General features: G+C 69.3%; 15 protein-coding genes and 1 tRNA gene. 7 read left to right on the top strand and 9 right to left on the bottom strand.

Annotation, left to right across the window (positions count from 1 at the left end; translation table 11 throughout):
• Positions 1 to 87 precede the first annotated feature (87 nt).
• Positions 88 to 558 (bottom strand): DUF805 domain-containing protein, encoded by a 471-nt coding sequence (locus tag D9T14_RS01800; protein WP_119160954.1) that lies wholly within the window; start codon positions 556 to 558, stop codon positions 88 to 90.
• Positions 559 to 621: 63 nt separating this feature from the next.
• Complete coding sequence (locus D9T14_RS01795) at positions 622 to 1167, bottom strand: TetR/AcrR family transcriptional regulator (RefSeq protein ID WP_170175743.1); 546 nt, start codon at positions 1165 to 1167, stop codon at positions 622 to 624.
• Between the two features lie 288 nt (positions 1168 to 1455).
• On the opposite strand from D9T14_RS01795, the gene D9T14_RS01790 reads away from it, so the two are divergent.
• The 3 genes from D9T14_RS01790 to D9T14_RS01780 are packed head-to-tail and all read left to right on the top strand — an operon-like array spanning position 1456 to position 4506.
• On the top strand, positions 1456 to 2094 hold the full coding sequence (locus D9T14_RS01790) for an electron transfer flavoprotein subunit alpha (RefSeq protein ID WP_170175742.1): 639 nt from the start codon (positions 1456 to 1458) through the stop codon (positions 2092 to 2094).
• A gap of 17 nt (positions 2095 to 2111) precedes the next feature.
• Positions 2112 to 3035, top strand: coding sequence for an electron transfer flavoprotein subunit alpha/FixB family protein (locus D9T14_RS01785; protein ID WP_182482046.1), 924 nt, complete (start codon positions 2112 to 2114; stop codon positions 3033 to 3035).
• Positions 3036 to 3048: 13 nt separating this feature from the next.
• On the top strand, positions 3049 to 4506 hold the full coding sequence (locus tag D9T14_RS01780; protein WP_170175741.1) for an FAD-dependent oxidoreductase: 1458 nt from the start codon (positions 3049 to 3051) through the stop codon (positions 4504 to 4506).
• A gap of 296 nt (positions 4507 to 4802) precedes the next feature.
• Here the strand turns inward: D9T14_RS01780 and D9T14_RS01775 are convergent, their stop codons facing one another.
• The 5 genes from D9T14_RS01775 to D9T14_RS01755 form a co-directional block, all read right to left on the bottom strand.
• Positions 4803 to 5588: a DUF805 domain-containing protein gene (locus D9T14_RS01775; RefSeq protein WP_119160959.1), complete on the bottom strand. Its 786-nt coding sequence runs from the start codon at positions 5586 to 5588 to the stop codon at positions 4803 to 4805.
• 315 nt (positions 5589 to 5903) lie between these two features.
• Complete coding sequence (locus D9T14_RS14080) at positions 5904 to 6734, bottom strand: DUF805 domain-containing protein (protein ID WP_119160960.1); 831 nt, start codon at positions 6732 to 6734, stop codon at positions 5904 to 5906.
• 139 nt (positions 6735 to 6873) lie between these two features.
• Positions 6874 to 8829 carry a M13 family metallopeptidase gene (locus D9T14_RS01765; RefSeq protein WP_119161130.1) on the bottom strand — a complete coding sequence of 652 codons (1956 nt, stop codon included), beginning with the start codon at positions 8827 to 8829 and terminating at the stop codon, positions 6874 to 6876.
• 140 nt (positions 8830 to 8969) lie between these two features.
• A complete protein-coding gene (locus D9T14_RS01760) occupies positions 8970 to 10073 on the bottom strand; it encodes a 2-oxoacid:ferredoxin oxidoreductase subunit beta (RefSeq protein WP_119160961.1) in 1104 nt (367 codons plus the stop codon).
• Entirely contained in the window at positions 10070 to 11980 is a 1911-nt protein-coding gene (locus tag D9T14_RS01755; protein WP_119160962.1) for a 2-oxoacid:acceptor oxidoreductase subunit alpha, read from the bottom strand. Before D9T14_RS01755 ends, D9T14_RS01760 begins: the two co-directional genes overlap by 4 nt.
• 142 nt (positions 11981 to 12122) lie before the next feature.
• Between D9T14_RS01755 and mptB the strand changes: the two genes are divergently transcribed.
• Positions 12123 to 13769: a polyprenol phosphomannose-dependent alpha 1,6 mannosyltransferase MptB gene (mptB, locus tag D9T14_RS01750; RefSeq protein ID WP_119161131.1), complete on the top strand. Its 1647-nt coding sequence runs from the start codon at positions 12123 to 12125 to the stop codon at positions 13767 to 13769.
• Positions 13770 to 13840: 71 nt separating this feature from the next.
• Here mptB and D9T14_RS01745 read toward each other — a convergent pair whose 3' ends face one another.
• On the bottom strand, positions 13841 to 14782 hold the full coding sequence (locus D9T14_RS01745) for an exodeoxyribonuclease III (protein ID WP_119161132.1): 942 nt from the start codon (positions 14780 to 14782) through the stop codon (positions 13841 to 13843).
• Between the two features lie 108 nt (positions 14783 to 14890).
• Between D9T14_RS01745 and D9T14_RS01740 the strand changes: the two genes are divergently transcribed.
• The 3 genes from D9T14_RS01740 (at position 14891) to D9T14_RS01730 (ending at position 16140) form a co-directional block, all read left to right on the top strand.
• Complete coding sequence (locus D9T14_RS01740) at positions 14891 to 15418, top strand: hypothetical protein (RefSeq protein WP_126464251.1); 528 nt, start codon at positions 14891 to 14893, stop codon at positions 15416 to 15418.
• On the top strand, positions 15415 to 15924 hold the full coding sequence (locus D9T14_RS01735) for a hypothetical protein (protein ID WP_119160964.1): 510 nt from the start codon (positions 15415 to 15417) through the stop codon (positions 15922 to 15924). Before D9T14_RS01740 ends, D9T14_RS01735 begins: the two co-directional genes overlap by 4 nt.
• A 131-nt stretch (positions 15925 to 16055) precedes the next feature.
• A tRNA-Tyr gene (locus tag D9T14_RS01730) sits at positions 16056 to 16140 on the top strand.
• Positions 16141 to 16154: 14 nt separating this feature from the next.
• On the opposite strand, the gene D9T14_RS01725 is transcribed toward D9T14_RS01730, so the two are convergent.
• Complete coding sequence (locus D9T14_RS01725; protein ID WP_119160965.1) at positions 16155 to 17534, bottom strand: SidA/IucD/PvdA family monooxygenase; 1380 nt, start codon at positions 17532 to 17534, stop codon at positions 16155 to 16157.
• Positions 17535 to 17791: the final 257 nt, after the last annotated feature.

Raw genomic sequence — 17791 nt, 5'->3', positions numbered from 1 at the left:
ATTCCCTCCTCTCGCACAGGGCAGTGCCCCCGGCCAGGAGATGGCCGGGGGCACTGCTCATGCCTGCACACGGGGCAGTGCCCGTGCTCACTGACCGCCGTACGGGGGCCGGCCGTAGGAGGCCTGCTGGGCGGGCTGGACCGGGTGACCGAAGGACTGGGCGCCGCGCCCCGTGTCCACCGGGTCGTCGCCGTACTGGTTGGGGCCGGGCTGGCCGGCGGAGGCGCACAGGACGAGCAGGATGAGCGCGCCGAGCCCGGCGATCAGGAACAGGAGCAGGAAGGCCGCGCTGCGGCCGGTGTCATGCAGGCGCCGGGCGTAGAGCGCCAGCAGCGGAATGAACGTGCCGAGGTTGAAGAGGGCGAGGAGGTGGACCGCCGGGGTGGTCGTCTCGGGGCTCACGATGCCGGCGTTGCGCGCGATCGTGTTGAGCGCCATGAGGACGAGGTTCACGAGGAAGTCGAACAGAAGGAACCACCAGAACTCGCCGCGGCTCGCGCGGCCGCTGAAGGTGGCGTACTTCGAGTAGACGGTCTTGATGGACTGGCCGAAACCCATGGGGGACTCCTGTGGTTGGGGGGCAAATCGGTCGGCAGTATCGCACGGGACACCCGCGGGGCGTCAAGGGCTCGGCAGGACTCTCGTGGAGTCCTCGCGTGGTTGGGACAGCCAGCTGGGTGCGATGGCCGAGTTCAGGATCGCCACGGAGAGCTCGGTATCGGTGATCGCGCCGGAACGAACCAGGGATTCTATCGCGCCGAGGGTGGCGAAGGCGACGTAGGCGATCAAGGCGTCGCGGGCTGCGACTCCCGGCTCGGCGTCGTCGATCCGCGGCAGTTTCTCGGGGAACTCGTTGACGTGGGCCTGGAGGACCTCGGTGAAGCGCCGCAGCAGAGCATCCTGCAACTGCGGCGTGAAGTGCGGGTCCAATGCGTTGGTGTAGATGGCCAGGTTCCGCTGGACGTGCTCAACGACGAGACGCATGGCGGCGGTCAGTGAAGGCGCGGCCTCGGTGGTGGCCGCGTGTCGCGGTGTCACCTCCGACACGTTGTGGTCCTCGTAGAGGTAGGCGGCCAGCAACTCGGCGGGGCTGGCCGCGAAGCGGTAGAACGAATCCCTGGAGATGCCCGCCCTACGGCACACCTCGGCCACCGTGAGCCGGGCCACTGACTTGTCCTTTGCGAGGGCTACCACCGCTGCACGCAGGGCTGATTCCGCGTACGTGACGGAGCGATCCGTTTGGTAGTCCTCTGGGGTTGCGGTTGACACCTGTTCATCATAGGATATCTGACAGATGTCAGTCTGACATGTGTCAGATAGATCCCATGGGCTGACAGAAACTCACAGTGGAGGGGATGTCAGGTGGATTATGCAGTCGTTTTCAAATGGGCGCGGGACCCGCAGACCGCCCGAGTGAGTGCTGACGGTGCTGTGGACTGGGGTCGCTCCCAGCCCGTGGTCGGTGATGATGAGCCGGCCGCGATCGAAATCGCGAAAATACTGGCGCAGCCGACCGGAGCCAGGCTCGTCGGCGTGACGATCGCGGGCGGTGACCTGGCCTGGGCTGCGGCCCGGGGCGCGCAGGAGACCATCATCGTCACCGATGCCACACCCGATCAGGACACCTCAGCCACTGCGGCGATGCTCGCGGCGGTCGTCCGGAGCACGCCGTCGATCGGTCTGGTGACCATCGGGGACTCTGCGTGGAACCGGGCGCTTCCGGTGGCACTTGCGGCGGCGCTCGGCTGGCCATGCATCGCACAGGTGGAGTCGGCGGAACCGTGCGGCGAGGACCGGATCCGGGTCGGTCGGAAGTCCGGCACGGGCGTCGATGTCATCGAGACCGCACTGCCGGTGGTGCTTGCCTGTGTCGCGCATGCCGAGGAGAAGAAAACCCCTGGCATGAAGGAGATTCTCGCTGCGCGCAGGGCGCCGCAGGTGAAGGTGACCATTGCCGAACTCAACGCGGCGGCCCCGGACCGGGTCGTCTCCAGAGGCACTCGGGTTCCCGATTCTGCTCGGGTCCAACTGTTCGAAGGCGACAACGCCGCATCCGAGCTCGTCGCCGCGCTACGCGCCGACGGCGTCTGCTGACCCACATGGAGGACATCATGAACACGTGGATCATCGTGACGAATGCGGGGCCCGTCTCAACCATGGTGGCTGCAAGCCGGGCGCTTGGCGGCGTTACCATCGTGGCCGTCGGTCCCAGAGAGCTTGCCGACACGCTTGCCGTGGCAGGTGCTGACAAGGTTGTCTGGATCGACTGCGGGGCCGACGTGCCGGCCGAGGCCCACGCCACCACCGTGGCGGAGTTGGTCGCGTCCGCGGCTCCGGAGCTACTGCTCATCGCCGATCATCCGGCCAGCCGGGTACTGGCGGCGGCTGCGGCGGTGCGGATCGACGCCGCCTGGGTGCCGGCCATGCACGAGGTCAGCGCGGAAGGCCAGGATCTCCTCATCAGCGGCCCCGCCCTGGAAGGACGTGTTACTGAGACTCTTCGGGTCGGCGTGCCTGCGGTGGCGATCTTCGCCGGCCGCGACGAGAACCTTCCGGCCTGCGAGCCGGCCCCGGTGGAGCGGATGACCGCAGGGGATACCGATGGGGACCTCACGCTCATCTCATCCAGCAGCGCCCCGACCGCCGGGCTCGCCTCGGCGTCTCGCGTGATCGGCATCGGGCGCGGTGTGCGTTCGCGCGGCGATCTGCCGCTGGTCGAGGAGTTGGCCGCGACCCTGGGCGCAGAGATCGCCTGCACCCTGCCCGTCAGTGAGGATTTGCACTGGTTCGGCGCCGAGCATGTCATCGGTCGCTCCGGACAGCGGATCAAGCCTGAGCTGTACCTGGCCCTCGGCATATCGGGCCAACCGCAGCATCAGGACGGCATCCGCGATGCCCGTGTCGTCGTCGCGGTCAACAACGACCCCAAGGCGCCGATCTTCCGGCGCGCCCGCTACGGCATCGTCGCCGACCTTTACGATGTCGTTCCCGCCCTGCAATCAGCGTTCAGTCAAGAAACACCACCCCACCCTTAGAAGGGAGACAATCATGCCCAACAACTATGACGTTGAATACGACATCGTCGTTGTGGGGGCCGGCGCGTCCGGTCTTTCCGCAGCCGCCCAGGCGGCCTTGAACGGCAACACCGTCGCAGTGCTGGAGAAACTGGACGCCGTCGGTGGGCACGGCCAGTTCGTCGAGGGATCGGCCGCGTTCGAATCGGCTGAGCAGGAGAAGCGCGGTATCGAGGTGCCCTGCTCGGTGGGCTTCAAGCGTTTCATCGGCCTCAGCAGCTTCCGTGCCGACGCCGATGTCGTCAGCATGTTCGTGAAGAATTCGGCCACCACCATCGAGAAGCTCCGTGACATGGGTGCGGTCTGGGAAGACGTGACCATCTATGCCTACGAGCAGGAAAACGAGTTGAAGACCATGCACTGGGCCGAGGGCGAGGGCGCTCGCATCATCCAGCTCATGGAGGCCCAGGCCCGGGAGAACGGCGCGGACATCTTCTTGTCCACGTCAGCGGTCAACCTGATGGTCGAGGACGGTGCGGTTGTTGGCGTTGAGGCCAAGGATTCCGACGACAATGACCTGCGGATCGGTGCCAAGGCCGTGATCCTGGCCGGCGGTGGCTACTCGTCCGACCCCGACATGATCGCCAGGCATTCCCGTTTCGGTGAGAACGGGCGCATGCTCGTCGAGCTGGGCACTCCGGGTAATACCGGTGACGGGTACCGGATGGCGATGGCCGCCGGCGCCAAGGAAGGCATGACCGGCGCCATGGCGCTGATGCCGGTGGCAAAGGGCAAAACCATCACCTCGCATGTCAGTGGCGCGGGCTCGCAGCCCTACCTATGGGTCAACAAGCTGGGTAAGAGGTTCACCGACGAGAGCGTCGCCATGAACTTCGCGGATGCCGCGAACGTGATCGCTCAGGCTCCCGGCGCGGTCGTCTACACCATCTTCGACGAGGCCACCAAGCGCTACATGGAGACCTCTGGCTCGGACATCAGCTTGGGTACCTTCATTCCTTACCACGCGCCGTTGGCGATGCTGGACGAGGAACTGGCGCAGGATCTCAAGACCGATACCGCCTTCAAGGCCGACTCGCTGGCCGAACTGGCCGCTCAGATCGGTGTGGACGCCGACGAACTGGCTGCTACCGTGGCCCGCTACAACGCGCACTGCGCAGCCGGCGTCGATGACGACTACTACAAGACACCGAAATACCTCCGCGCGGTCACCGAGGGCCCGTTCTATGCGGTCACCATGATTGCCGGCACCTTGATCTCGCTGGGTGGCATCGTCGTGGACGGGAACCTGCAGGTGATTTCGGGGGATACCGAGCGGCCCATCCCGGGCCTCTTCGCCGTGGGCGCCGAGGCCAGCGGCCTGTGGGGTGACAGCTACCCGCTGGATATTCCCGGTACCATCAGCGGCTTCGCGTACACATCCGGGTGGGTTGCGGCCAACCGCGCTACCGAGCTGATCAAGGCCAGTATCTAGCGGAACTCCGTGGCCAGGGCGGGGGCCAGTCGTCCCAGGCCCCGCCCTGGCCGCATCGCAGGAGGTGCGGAAGAGAGCCGGGCCCCTGGTCGGCTCAGCGGGCCGAGGCGGCCGATGCCATGCTGGTGTCTGGCGGCCTGGATGATCTCGTGGCTCGCGGATTGGCCGCCTCGGATGGGCACGGTGGTTTTCGCCCCATCCGGCGATCGCAGCCGCGGAGGCCATCGAGCAGGCATTGGCTGTCACAACACAAGAGATCTGTTGGAGGGCGCTCCTGCGCCAGAAGAGCCAGCAGATCAGTTGCCTGTGCCGTAGCCCTCGGGCTTGTCGAAGTCGAAGCCGTAGTGCCGGCTGGAGTCGGAGCCGTAGGGCTGCTGGTCGTTGCCCTGGGCAGGGGACTGGGGCGCCGAGGGCTGGCTGTACGGTGCGGCGGCCGGCCAGCCGGTCGGTGTCGCAGTGTCGTAGGGCCAGCCGTAGGTCTGGCCAGAGCCGGGCTGCTGTCCTGGGGTGGCTGCGTAGGGGGTGGCCGTCGGGACGGCGTAGGGATTGCCGGCCGGCTGGGCCTGGTACCCGGTGCCGTAGGGCTGGGCCGGGTAGCCAATGTTGTAGGGCTGGGCTGGATATCCGGCGCCGTAGGGCTGGGCGTAGGGGTTCGTCAGAGCGAGGGCCTGGCCGTTCGGGTTGAGCGGGTCGGGCCCGTACATGTTCGGGCCGCGATCGGGCTCCAGTGCGCAGAGGACGAGCAGGATGATGCTGCCGACCCAGGGGATGAGGGTGACCAGGTAGTAGGTTCCCGACTTGCCGGTGTCGTGCAGCCTGCGGACCGTCACCGCGATGAGCGGGATGATACTGACCAGGTAGAAGGCGAGATAGAGGCCCACGAGTATCACGGCGAATATCGGGACCTCGTACGGGGCGTTCGCGCTGGCGATCACGGCACTGATCATGATGAGCAGGTAGACCGCGATGGTGACGCCGAGGAAGAAGGCCTGGAGCCACCAGAACTCGCTGCGGCTGGCGCGTCCGTTGAAGTCCGCGTATTTCTTCGTGTAGCAGGTTTTCACCGCTTCGGTGAAGGTCATCGGGGCACTCCTGAGTGTCTTCGGGCCTGACTCAGCAGTATGGCACGGCGGGCCGACACGGCCCAAGGACGTGGCGAGACCCGCCCCGCACCGGCGCCCGCCAATCCGATCACCCGGTGGGAGCCTTGAGGCACCGGGTCGCGTTTCGCGGGGGTGTGCCAATAGGGCGCCGCGGGGTTGACGCGACCAGGGCGGGTCGTGCACCCGGGTGGGGTACAAACACAGGTGGTCCCGGCGCACAAGCGCGCCGGGACCACCTGTCGTCGGGTCCTGACGCGGGACCGGTTCGCCCGGCCGGGGGCCAGTGGGTCGGTGTCAGTTGGTGGTGCCGTATCCCTCGGGCTTGTTGAAGTCGAAGCCGTAGGACTGCTGGTCACCGCCGGGGGCCGGAGGCTGAGGCGCAGACGGCTGGCTGCTCTGGCCGCCGGCTGCCGAGGCCGGGCTGGCCGGTGCCGCGAACGGGGCATCGGCCGACGGCTGGGACGCCGAGGGCTGGCCGTACGGCGAGGCGGCAGGCTGACCGGTCGGTGCCGCGCCGTAGGGCTGACCGTACGGCTGATTCGAGCCGGGCTGCTGGTCCCCGGTGGCCGCGTAGGGATTGACCGTCGGGGCGGCGTAGGGGTTGGCGGAATCGTAGGGCTGGGCCGGGTAGCCGGTGGCGCCGTAGGGCTGGGCCGGCTGCGCCCCGCCATAGGGCTGGGCGGCGTACAGGCCCGCCATGGCCTGGGACGAACTGGTCGGGTCGAGCGGGTCGGGGCCGTACATGTTGGGGCCGCGGTTGGGTTCCAGCGCGCAGAGGACGAGCACGATGATGCCGCCGACCGACGGGACGAGGACGAGCAGGAAGTAGGTGCCCGGCTTGCCGGTGTCGTGCAGCCTGCGGACAGCCACAGCGATGTACGGGACGATGCTTGCCAGGTCGAAGGCGATCAAGAGAACGAGGATCACGATGGCGATGGCAGGAGCACCGCTGTAGGGGTCATTGGCTGCGGAGGCCGCAGCGATGATGAGGAAGACCGCGTAGAGCACGAGATTGACGGCGGCATAGAAGAGGAAGAACCACCAGAACTCGCTGCGGCTGGCGCGTCCGTTGAAGTCTGCGTATTTCTTCGTGTAGCAGGTTTTCACCGCTTCGGTGAAGGTCATGGGGATACTCCTGAACGTTTTCGGGGCTGACTCCGCAGTATGACATGACATGGCGGCGCGATCCAGCGATGTCCAGAACCGGTCATCGGCGCGGACCATCCGCTCGCGGGTCGGGGTGGCGGACGGATCGGGCCTGCCGTCACCAGATCCGCACGCGCTCTGCGGGGTCGAGCCACATGCCGTCGCCTGGCCCGGTGCCGAAGGCCTCGTGGAAGGCGTCGACGTTCCTCGCCACCTGGTTGCAGCGGATCTCGTCGGGGGCGTGCGGGTCGTTCGCCAGGCGCTGCCGGAGCTGCTCCGGGCGGGAAAGATCCTGCCAGACCTGGGCCCAGCCGAAGAAGAGGCGCTGGGCGCCGGTGAGGCCGTCGATCGGTTCGGGCTCGGTGCCGCCGGTGGCGATCCGCCACGCCTGGTAGGCGATGGACAGGCCGCCGAGATCGCCGATGTTCTCGCCGATCGTCAGCTCGCCGTTGACGTGGGCGTCGTCGATGCCGGTGGGCGACAGCCCGTCGTACTGTGCGATGAGCGCGCCGGTGCGGGCCTCGAAGGCGGCGCGGTCCTCGTCGGTCCACCAGTTGCGCAGGCGGCCGTCGCCGTCGCAGGTGGCGCCCTGGTCGTCGAAGCCGTGACCGATCTCGTGGCCGATCACCGCGCCGATCCCGCCGTAGTTCACCGCGTCATCGGCCGCGGGGTTGAAGAACGGGGGCTGCAGGATGGCCGCGGGGAAGACGATCTCGTTGCGCAGCGGATGGTAGTAGGCGTTCACCGTCTGCGGGTACATGAACCACTCCTCCCGGTCGACCGGGCCGGAGAGCTGCTCGATGGTGTGGTCGAATTCGAAGGACTCGGCGCGCAGTACGTTGCCGACCAGGTCGTCGGCGCGGATCTGGAGCGCCGAGTAGTCGCGCCAGCGCGACGGGTAGCCGATCTTGGTGCGGAAGCTGTCCAGCTTGGCGAGGGCCTCGGCGCGGGTCGCGTCGGTCATCCAGTCGAGCTCGCCGATCGAGCCCCGGTAGGCCTGCAGAAGATTGGCGACGAGCCGGTCGGCGGCGGCCTTCGTCTCGGGCGGGAAGTACCGCGCGACGTAGATCCGGCCGATGGCCTCGCCGAGGACGCCCTCGGTCAGCGCGACGCCCCGCTTCCAGCGCGGCCGCTGGGTGGGGATGCCGTGCAGGGTCTTGGAGTAGAACTCGAAACCGGCTGTCGACAGCTCGCGCGTCAGGTACGGGGTGAGGGCGTTGACGGCCTGCCAGCGGGCCCAGCTGCGCCACTCGTCGAGCCGGTCGGGGGTGACCAGCTCGGCGATGGCCGCCGGGACGGTGCGATGGCAGTTGACGACCTCGGCGACCGTCTCGGCAGGCAGCCGGGCGCCGTCGAGGAAGGCGTCCCAGCACAGGGCCGGGCTCTCGGCGCAGAACTGCTCCCAGGTCTGCAGGTGGTACATCTCGACCATGTCGCGGGTGCGGACCTTGTCCCAGTGGCAGGCCGCGATGTCGCGTTCCAGCCCGTAGGCCGCCTCGGCCTGCTCCTGGGGGTCGGGCAGGCCGGCCAGGTCGAGGCTCTTCGCGATGTGCGCCCGGTACGCCTCGCGCAGCTCGGCGTGCTCGGGGAGCCGGTAGTACTCCTCGTCGGGCAGGCCGATGCCGGACTGGCCGAAGAACATGAGATAGCGATCCGGGTCGCCCGGGTCGGAGTCGTTGCTCATGTCGAGCGGCACGTCGATGCCGTGGCGGGCGCTCCATCCCCAGAAGCGGGCCAGGTCCTCGACGGTGCCGATGGCGTCGATGCGGTCGAGGATCGGCGCCAGGGGAGCCGTGCCGGCGGCCTCGACGGCGTCCTCGTCCATGAACGACGCGTAGAGAGCGGCGATCCTGGCCTCGTCGGAGCCTGGATCGGCGTCGGGCGACTGGGCCTCGATGATCTCGCGGACGGCCTGCTCGGAGTTCTCGCGGAGCCTGTCGAAGGCACCCCAGGAGCCGCGGTCCTCGGGGATCTCGGCGGTCCGCAGCCATGTCCCGTTGACGTGGCGGAACAGGTCCTGCGTGGCTGGCACGTTGAGGTCGAAGTCCTCGAAATGAAAGGCCGGTTCGGTCATGAGAGGCAAGGTTACCCTACTGGGGTCTCGGATCGCCGCTCGGCTCGTGACAGTGACCCTGCCCACCGGCAGAAACACAGTTGCGCTGCGCGGACGGACGTGCCGGACATCCCCGACGGCGGTGCCGGGGCCGCCGGGCCTCAGGTCTGCCAGGTGTCGGTGCCTGCGATGAGGGCGGCCAGCGCCGCATCCGAACCCAGGTCCGGGCCCAGGGTCTCCTGGGCCCGGCGGACGTGGTCACGCACCAGGTCGTCGTAGACGGGGCGGTCCACGTCACGGAAGACACCCATCGGCGCCTGTGCCATGGCGCCCGTCGAGGTGAGGCGGCTCAGCGCAAAGGCGCGGCTCGGGTCGTCGATCGTCGGGTCGTGGACGAGCACGTTCTCCAGCCCGACCTCGGCGACCTCGGCGACGCGGACACCACCGTCCGGACCGGCCACCACGCCCAGGTGCCCGTCGTGACCGAAGACGATCGGTTCGCCGGCCCGCAGCCTGATGATCGACTCCGTACGGTCGGGGCCGCGCAAGGCCTCATAGGCCCCGTCGTTGAAGACCACGCAATTCTGGTAGATCTCCACGAAGGAGGCTCCGCGGTGCCTCGCCGCCGCCTCGATCGTCTCCTCCAGGGCGTCCCGGTCGGCGTCCAGGGCCCGCGCCACGAAGGTCGCCTCGGCCCCGAGGGCCAGGCTCATCGGGTTGAGCGGATTGTCGAAGGTGCCGGACGGACTCGACTTCGTCACGGCGCCGACCGGTGAGGTGGGGGAGTACTGCCCCTTCGTCAGGCCGTAGATGCGGTTGTTGAACAGCAGGATCGTCAGGTTGACGTTGCGTCGCAGCGCGTGCACCAGATGGTTCGCCCCGATCGACAGGGCGTCGCCGTCACCGGTCACCACGAAGACGGCCAGGTCCTCGCGGGTCATGGCCAGGCCCGTCGCCAGGGTCGGGGCGCGCCCGTGAACCGAGTGCATGCCGTAGCTGTTCACGTAGTAGGGCAGGCGGCTGGAGCATCCGATGCCCGAGATGACGACCGTGTTCTCGCGCCTGATCCCGAGCCGGGGGAGCACGGACTGCAGGGCCGACAGGATCGTGTAGTCGCCGCACCCGGGGCACCAGCGCACCTCCTGGTCGGAGACGAAGTCCTTGCGGGTGGTCGGGGCGGTCGCCAGCGGGACACCCGCCAGCCCGTCGCCGCCGGTGCGGTCCGTCCCCCGGTCGGCGGCGCGTCCCTGTGCCCCGGTGCTCATCGGATCCCCTCCTCGCCGCTCGCGGCCCCGCCGCCGGCCAGTTCGTCGATCTGACCGGCCAGGTGCGCGGTCAGCTCGTCCACGTTGAGCGGGAAACCGCGCACCCGGTTGTAGCCCCGGACGTCGACCAGGTACCGGGCGCGCAGGACCGTCGCGAACTGGCCGAGATTCATCTCGGGGACGACGACCCGGGCATAGCGGCGCAGCACCGGTCCGAGATTGGCCGGCAGCGGGTTCAGGGCGCGCAGCTGCACGTGGGCGATGCGGGTCCCGGCCTCACGCAGGCGCTGCACGGCCGCCGAGACCGGTCCGCACGCCGAGCCCCAGCCGACGACGAGGACCTCGGCCCGCCCGCTCGGGTCGTCCACCTCGGCGTCGGGCACCGGGATGCCGGCGATGCGCCGGGACCTGGTCAGCACCATCTCCTCGTGGTTGAGCGGGGAGTAGGTGACGGTTCCGGCCTCGACCGACTTCTCCAGTCCGCCCAGGCGGTGCTCCATGCCGGGCGTGCCGGGCACCGCCCAGTCGCGGGCCAGCGTCCGCGGGTCCCTCCGGTACGGCAGATGGACGGGCCTGCCCTTCTCGTCGATGCCGTTGGGTGCGGCGGCCAGGTTCGGGTTGATCGGGGCGATCGTGGCCAGGTCCGGCAGGCGCCACGGTTCGGCGCCGTTGCCCAGGAAGGCGTCGGTGAGCATGACGACAGGGGTGCGGTACTCGATGGCCATCCGGCAGGCCTGCACGGCGACGTCGAAGCAGTCGGCCGGTGAGGTGGGGGCCAGGACCGGCAGTGGCGACTCTCCGTTGCGGCCCCACATGGCCTGCAGCAGATCGCCCTGCTCGGGCTTGGTCGGCATCCCCGTCGACGGTCCGGCGCGTTGCACGTCGATGACGACCAGCGGCAGCTCGCTCATCACGGCCAGGTTGATCATCTCCTGCTTCAACGCGAAGCCGGGACCCGAGGTCGTCGTGACGCCCAGCGAACCGCCGAAGCTCGCGCCGAGTGCCGCGCCGATACCGGCGATCTCGTCCTCGGCCTGGAAGGTGACGACCCCGTAGGAGGCCCGCCTGCTCAGTTCGTGCAGCAGGTCCGAGGCGGGAGTGATCGGGTACGAGCCGACGAACAGCTGCAGCCCGGCGCGGTGGGCGCCGACCATGAGACCGTAGGCGGTGGCGGTGTTTCCCGTGATCTGCCGGTAGCGGCCCTTCGGCAACGGGGCCGGCCGCACCTCGTAGCGCACGGTGAACAACTCGGCCGTCTCGCCGTAGTTCGCGCCCGCCTTGAGGGCGGCGATGTTGGCGTCCCGGATGGCCGGCTGGGACGCGAACCGCCGGGTGATCCAGTCGATGGTCTCCTCGATCGGGTGCGAGTACAGCCAGCTGACGAGCCCCAGCGCGAACATGTTGCGGGATCGCTCGGCCTCCCGGCGGCCCAGGCCGAGTGCCTGGACGACGGTGCTGGTCAGCGCGGTCATGTCCAGGTGGACGAGCTGGTGCGCGTCCAGCGAGCCGTCCTCGAGGGGATTGGTCCGGTAGCCGGCCTTCGTGAGGGCTCGTGCGGTGAAGCCGTGGTCGTCGACGATGATGAGGCCGCCGCGCCGCACGTCCCCGGCGTGGGCCTTCAGGGAGGCCGGGCCCATGGCGACGAGCACGTCGAGACGTTCGCCGACGGTGGTGACCTCGTGGTTCGCGAACTGGACCTGGAAGCTGCTCACCCCGGCGATCGTGCCCTGGGGGGCCCTGATCTCGGCCGGATAGCTGGGGAAGGTGGTGATGTCGTTGCCGGAGCCCGCCGACTCAGAACCGAAACGGCCGCCGGCCAGCTGCATGCCGGTGCCGGAGTCGCCCGCGAACCGGATGACGACACGATCGATCTGCTTGGTCTGGGTGCTGGTCTGGTCGACGCTCACGTCCGATCCTCACTGGCGGGCATGTCACCTGCGGCCACGGTCTCTCCTCCCCGCTCTGGTGACCCCGCCGTCACCACCCACGGTAGCCGTGCTCGATGTGCTGTTCCCAGGCCAGGACAGCACGGAACGCTACGCTGTGAGCATGTCTTCTGCGGCCCCGGGTGCGTTCGCCACGATGCGGCGTCTCGGTGCCGATCTCTTGGCCGCTGCCCGGGTGGGCATCGTCCGCCGGGGCTTCTACGGCACCGCGCTCATCGCCATCGGCGCACTGAGCCCGGCCTATCTGCCGCGCAGCTCCCCGTGGTGGCGGATGCTCGCCTCCCTGCGGCTGGAGGGCTCGCTGTCGAAGATCACCGGCACCGTCGTCACGATGGCCGGCCTGCTGCTGGTGATGAGCGCCTGGTTCGCGCTGCGCCCACTGCGCTCCTCCCAGGCCGGCTCGCGCAGCCGCGGACCGCAGGTCTACCGGCACGTCAAGCACTGGGCCGTGCTGGCCATCTGGTCGGTCCCGTTCCTGCTCGCCCCTCCCATCTTCAGCCACGACGCCTACTCCTACGCGGCGCAGGGCTGGCTCGTGCACAACGGCATCAACCCCTACTACTCGGGCCCCGGGGTGCTGCCGGGCGCCTTCGCCGACCAGGTCTCCTGGGTCTGGCGCGACACCCCCAGCCCGTACGGCCCGCTGTCGATGCAGATCTCCCATCTGCTGCTCCACGTCTTCGGTTTCGACCCGTACTGGTCCGCCGTCGCCCAGCGCATCCCGGCGCTGGTCGGCGTCGTCCTCATCGGGGTCTGCCTGCCGCGCATCGCGACGCGCCTGCACATCGACCCGGCCTTCACCGCCTGGTTCGGCACCCTCAACCCGCTGCTCATCATCGACTTCGTGGGCGGCTGCCACAACGACGCACTCATGATGGGCCTGGTCGTCCTCGGCCTGTGGCTCGCCACCATCCCACCCGCCAACCGCACCCCGCAGACCCGGCGCCGCAGCTGGTCCGACGGCGGCTGGTGGTGGCTGCTCGGTGCGGTGGCCTGCGGCGTGGGCGCCTCCATCAAGCAGCCGGCCCTGCTCGCCGCCTACGTCGTGCCCATGCTGGCCCGCCGCTGGTCGGGGCCGGGCCTGCGCGAGGGCCTCATCTCGGTCTCCCGGGTCCTCGTCTCGATGCTCGTGGCGATCGGCACCTTCGCAGGCATCAGCCTGTGGACGGGCCTCGACTTCGGCTGGTACAACGCGGTGAGCGTGCCCGGCAGCTCGAACTCGCCGGCGCCCTCGACGATCGTCGGTCAGCTGGTCCGGCTCGGTCTGCGCCTCGCCGGCGGCGACCCGGCCAGCCGCACCGCGATCGACATCAGCCACACCGTGTTCCTGGCCATCGGCGTCGTGCTGCTCGCCGTCACCGCCCTGACGGTGGCCCGCCGCCGGCCGGCCACCTTCGTCTCCTGGGGCTACCTCATCGCCGCAATGGCCAGCCCCGCCCTGCACTCCTGGTACATGCTCTGGGGCGGCCTGACGCTGCCGCTGGCGCGCCCGAGTTCGCGCCAGATCACGGTCGCCATCTGGGTCAACTTCGCGCTGCTCGGCTACGACGCCATCGACATGAGCCTGCGCAACAATGGCCTGGCGATCTCGATCGCCGCCGTCATCGCCTTCCTGTTCATGACCTGGTCCCATCTCTCCTCGGTCACCGTGCCCGGGCGCGTGCCCGAGACGGCGGCTCACCTGGAGATCGCGGACGTCCGGGGGGCACGGACCGGGACGTCCGGCGGCGCCAAGGCCCAGGACGGCTGAACCGCGGCGCGCGGGCCGCCGACCGACACGAGGCCTGCGGTCCGCTGCCCCGCTGTGTGCGGCGCGAGGCGTCACAACTGGGCGGTGTCGTACTCCACGACGACGGGGCAGTGGTCGCTCACCCGGGCCGCCGGGTCCTCGTCCCGCTCGGTCGTGCCGCTGACGGCCGTCTTCGCGAGCCCCGGCGTGGCCAGGTGGTAGTCGATCCGCCAGCCGGTGTCCCGGGCGAAGGCCTGACCCATCCAGCTCCACCACGAGTAGGGGCCGTTCTCATCCGGGTGCAGCGAGCGCACCACGTCGATGAGGGTCCGCGGGCCCAGCTGCCCGGCCAGCCAGGCTCGTTCCTCGGGCAGGAAGCCGGAGGCCTTCTGCGCCGGGCGCCAGTTCTTCACGTCGACCGTGTCGCGGGCGACGTTGAAGTCCCCGACGAGGAGGAACTCGCGGCCCGCCCGCAGCGCGGCCTTGCGGGACCGGGCGAGCTGGGGGCCGAAGCCATCGAAGAAGCGCATCTTGCGTTCGTAGCGGCTGCGCACCCCCTCCAGCTGCTCCGGTGTCGGCGTCCTCGTGCGGATGCTCGGGGCGAGCATCGAGTCGCCCTTGGGCAGGTAGAGGCAGCCGACGGTGACCGGCTCGTCGGCCAGGTCGACCTCGATGTAGCGGCCCTCGTCGACGAACTCCGTCAGAGCGCGGGCCAGGGTGCCGCCGGCCATGCCCACCAGTCCGGGATCGGTGGCGGACAGCCGCCCGTCGTCGATCGAGAAGACCTGCCCGCCCCAGGAGCGGACGGCGGTGACCGGCGTCCGGGTCATGACGGCGACCCCGTTGCGGCCGGCGATCGTCCCCGGGCTGTAGACGACGTGGTAGCCGTCGAAGACCTCCAGCGGCACCTTGTCGGCAGGGCAGCGCACCTCCTGCAGGCAGACCGCATCGGGTCGGCGGCGCCGGATCCAGTCGCCGAAACCACGACGCTGAGCAGCGCGGATGCCGTTGACGTTGTAGGTGGCGAGGGTCAGCATGCCAGCCAGGTTAACCAGGTCCGATCGGTTCACCAACGGGGTGTATCGGTTCACCAACGGGGTGTGATGCGTTGGCCGCGGCCCCGAGCTGACACACTAGGGGGCATGACGAGTACTACTTCCCCTGGTGCGGGGGCGGCGAGGAGGCCTGCGTCCTTCTGCTCCAGCACCACCCTGCTGGCCGCGGCCCTGGCCATCGTGATCGGTCTCGGCCTGGGGTGGGGCCTGCTCTCCCCGGTCAACGCGCCCTTCCTCGCCTTCCCCTCGGTGATCGCCTCGGCCATCCTGGTGGTCCTGGCCGTCATCGGCCTGTTCCGGGACGGCAGCAGGGTGCGCATCGGAGACGTCCTCTTCATCGTCGCTGCGGCGGCCGACGCCGTCATCGTCCAGTTGACCGACCACACCCTGCGCCCGGTGAGCGCCGCCATGCTCGCCGCCGTTGTCGTCATGTACGCGGCGATCGTCCTGGGCATCGTCTTCGTCAGCCGCCGCGCCGCCGACACCGCCGACACGCCCCGCGCCGTCGAGCCGCAGTACCCCTCCGGCCCGCCGCAGCGCGCCGCCGGCGGAGACGCCGGCTCGGACGGCGCGGGGGGAGCCACGGGGGACGGCGGGCAGGCCGGGCCCGAATGAGCCCTCGCCGCCCGAAGGCCCCGCAGCCACCGTCTGCGGCCGGTGCGGTCAGACTCGATGTCGAACCCCGGCGCAGCCGCGCCGCACTTGGCGCCGCACTCGGCGCCGCCGTGCTGCTGCTCGCCCTGCTACTCGTCCCGCTCATCCTGCGCTCGACGATGGGCGCCACCTCCGATGCCGCCAGTGCCGGCATCCTGCTGCTCGCCCTCGCCGCCGTCCTCATCGGCGCCGTCCTGTTCGTCCTGGCCGTCATCGGTCTCGTCCGGAGCCACGGCACCCCCAGGGTCGGAGCCCTGCTGCTCGTCATCGATGGTGCGGTGCAGCTCGGTTACGGCCTGGCCGGGAACTCGACCCTGATGGTCGATGCCCTGCGCGACTCCCTGCTCCTGTGGAGCTGGGCCGTCCTCAGCATCCTCCTCACCGTGCTGGGCTGCGTCTTCGTCCTGGCCACGCCCAGGCCCGTGCTCACCGCCAGGCGGTACCGCCGCAGGAGCGACGAGCGCTGACCCCGGGGCCCGGTCCGGCGCGGACCGCCGCACCAGGTCGGTCCCGCCCCGGGCACGGGCCGGATCCCCGGTTCGGGGCGTCCTCCCGATTTCCCCTTGAGGGGAGAGGCTGGTAGAGTCTGACGGCGCATGGCAGGTTGCCCGAGCGGCCAATGGGAGCGGTCTGTAAAACCGTCGGCGATGCCTACGAAGGTTCGAATCCTTCACCTGCCACCACCGCGGGGCCGAGGTCACGCGGTCGAAAATCCCCGTGCCGGATGGGTACGGGGATTTTTCATGCCGTGGGGCAGCTGCCCAGGTCGAGCGGCGGGACTGCTCTCCGGCAGCCGGCCGACGCCGATGCCCGCGAGGATCCGGTCCGAGAGTTCGCCGAGGCAGCTCAGGTTCGCGAACCCCGGCCCCTGCCGGAACCCGGACAGCGCCGGAACGAACAGCGTCGGGGCCAGGTCGGCCAGAGCGAGCGTCGGTGTCATGCGGTCCTCGAAACAACGGGCGGTGAGCTCGCCACCACACGCCGCGGACACCAGCGACCGGGTCTGCGGGTCCATCAGTTCGGTGAACCACACGGGGCTGCCGCCGCGGGCGTCGATCACCAGGCCGAAGGTGGCGGTGCGGTGTCCTCGCGCTGGATCGGTCATGGTCAGTTCCACCCCCGACGCGGTGTCGCGGGCCTCCAGCACCCTGCCGCGCAGATGTGCGACCCGGTCATCGGAGCTCAGGCAGTCCTGCATGCCGACCGAGATGACCCCTCGGTCGGTCCGCGCGATGAAGTCCCGGCGAGCCTGCTCGTCGAGGTCCGCCCACCGGCGTGGATCGGTGTACATCGCGTTCTCGAACCGCCCCTCGCCCCGCGAGAAGACCGTGGCGGCGGGGGAGACGAGGCAGATCTCGTCGACGTCGTGCCGGATCACCTCGGTGATGACGCTGGCGGCGCTCTCGCCGGCCCCGATGACGGCAATCCTGGAGCTCTCGGGCAGCTCGTCGTCGGCGATCGCCTTCCAGAAGCCGGCCAGGGACAGCACACGGGGAATCTCGGCGATGCGGTGCGTGCTGGGCCCGGGGCCGGTGACCAGGAGGGCGTCAGCGGTGACGGTCCGCACCCGGCCATCGGTCATGCAGACCGACAGCGACCAGCCCTCGGCCCCAGCATGCATGCCGGTGACCCGGCCCCGAACCAGGTCCAGCCCGGTGCGGGCTGCGACCCAGCGCAGGTACTCGGCCCACAGCCGGTGCTGCGGTTGCGGCTGGCAGCGGTCGATCCATGAGGCGTACCGGCCGGTCTCGATGAGGAACCGTACCCAGCTCAGGGTGAGCAGCTCCCGGTCGACGGCCCGGCTCAAGGGGCCGCGCGTGTCAGCGATCTCCGGGTGCGGCGGCGGATCGTCTGCGATACGCGTGCGATAGGGGAAGCCGATGTCCTTGAAGGGCGAGGTGCCCAGAAGATGCCGGCCATCGGTCCAGCCGCCCTCCGGAAGCCAGTTGCCCGCGACGCCGATGGGATCGACGACCTGGATCTCGGGGATCGTCATGCCCAGTCTCCGCAGGGCGTGCGCCTTGGCCTGGACGGCGACGGCCTTGGGTCCGGCGCCGACAACGACGAGAGACGCCACAACCGATCAACTCCTTCGACAACGGATGGAAAAATCATCAACACTGTTCGTGCACCACCTGAAGCTTATTCGCGAATAACTGCCCAGAATGCAATGAGGATCATTCACAGGATCGTCTTGGGTGACTCCCAGTGAGCCCTGAAGGGGTGCGCTGCACCATGCTGATATGGGCTACGTCTGGAATGTTTCAGGTGTCCGCAGAAAAACCGGGGACAGCGCGCGGAAATGCCCTGCATGATGACCGGGGTCATACCGGA

This window comes from Propionibacterium australiense, assembly GCF_003666605.1.
Lineage (GTDB): Bacteria > Actinomycetota > Actinomycetes > Propionibacteriales > Propionibacteriaceae > Propionibacterium > Propionibacterium australiense.
The sequence above is the reverse complement of the archived record's forward strand: the minus strand, read 5'-3'. Positions and strand labels throughout refer to the sequence as shown.

What these genes read in the sequence shown, in the direction of transcription:
- D9T14_RS14080 (WP_119160960.1), bottom strand. Translation starts at nt 6,734, where the DNA reads ATGACCTTCACCGAAGCGGTGAAAACCTGCTACACGAAGAAATACGCA.
- D9T14_RS01765 (WP_119161130.1), bottom strand. Translation starts at nt 8,829, where the DNA reads ATGACCGAACCGGCCTTTCATTTCGAGGACTTCGACCTCAACGTGCCA.
- D9T14_RS01735 (WP_119160964.1), top strand. Translation starts at nt 15,415, where the DNA reads ATGAGCCCTCGCCGCCCGAAGGCCCCGCAGCCACCGTCTGCGGCCGGT.
- D9T14_RS01785 (WP_182482046.1), top strand. Translation starts at nt 2,112, where the DNA reads ATGAACACGTGGATCATCGTGACGAATGCGGGGCCCGTCTCAACCATG.
- D9T14_RS01780 (WP_170175741.1), top strand. Translation starts at nt 3,049, where the DNA reads ATGCCCAACAACTATGACGTTGAATACGACATCGTCGTTGTGGGGGCC.
- D9T14_RS01740 (WP_126464251.1), top strand. Translation starts at nt 14,891, where the DNA reads ATGACGAGTACTACTTCCCCTGGTGCGGGGGCGGCGAGGAGGCCTGCG.
- mptB (WP_119161131.1), top strand. Translation starts at nt 12,123, where the DNA reads ATGTCTTCTGCGGCCCCGGGTGCGTTCGCCACGATGCGGCGTCTCGGT.
- D9T14_RS01775 (WP_119160959.1), bottom strand. Translation starts at nt 5,588, where the DNA reads ATGACCTTCACCGAAGCGGTGAAAACCTGCTACACGAAGAAATACGCG.
- D9T14_RS01800 (WP_119160954.1), bottom strand. Translation starts at nt 558, where the DNA reads ATGGGTTTCGGCCAGTCCATCAAGACCGTCTACTCGAAGTACGCCACC.
- D9T14_RS01760 (WP_119160961.1), bottom strand. Translation starts at nt 10,073, where the DNA reads ATGAGCACCGGGGCACAGGGACGCGCCGCCGACCGGGGGACGGACCGC.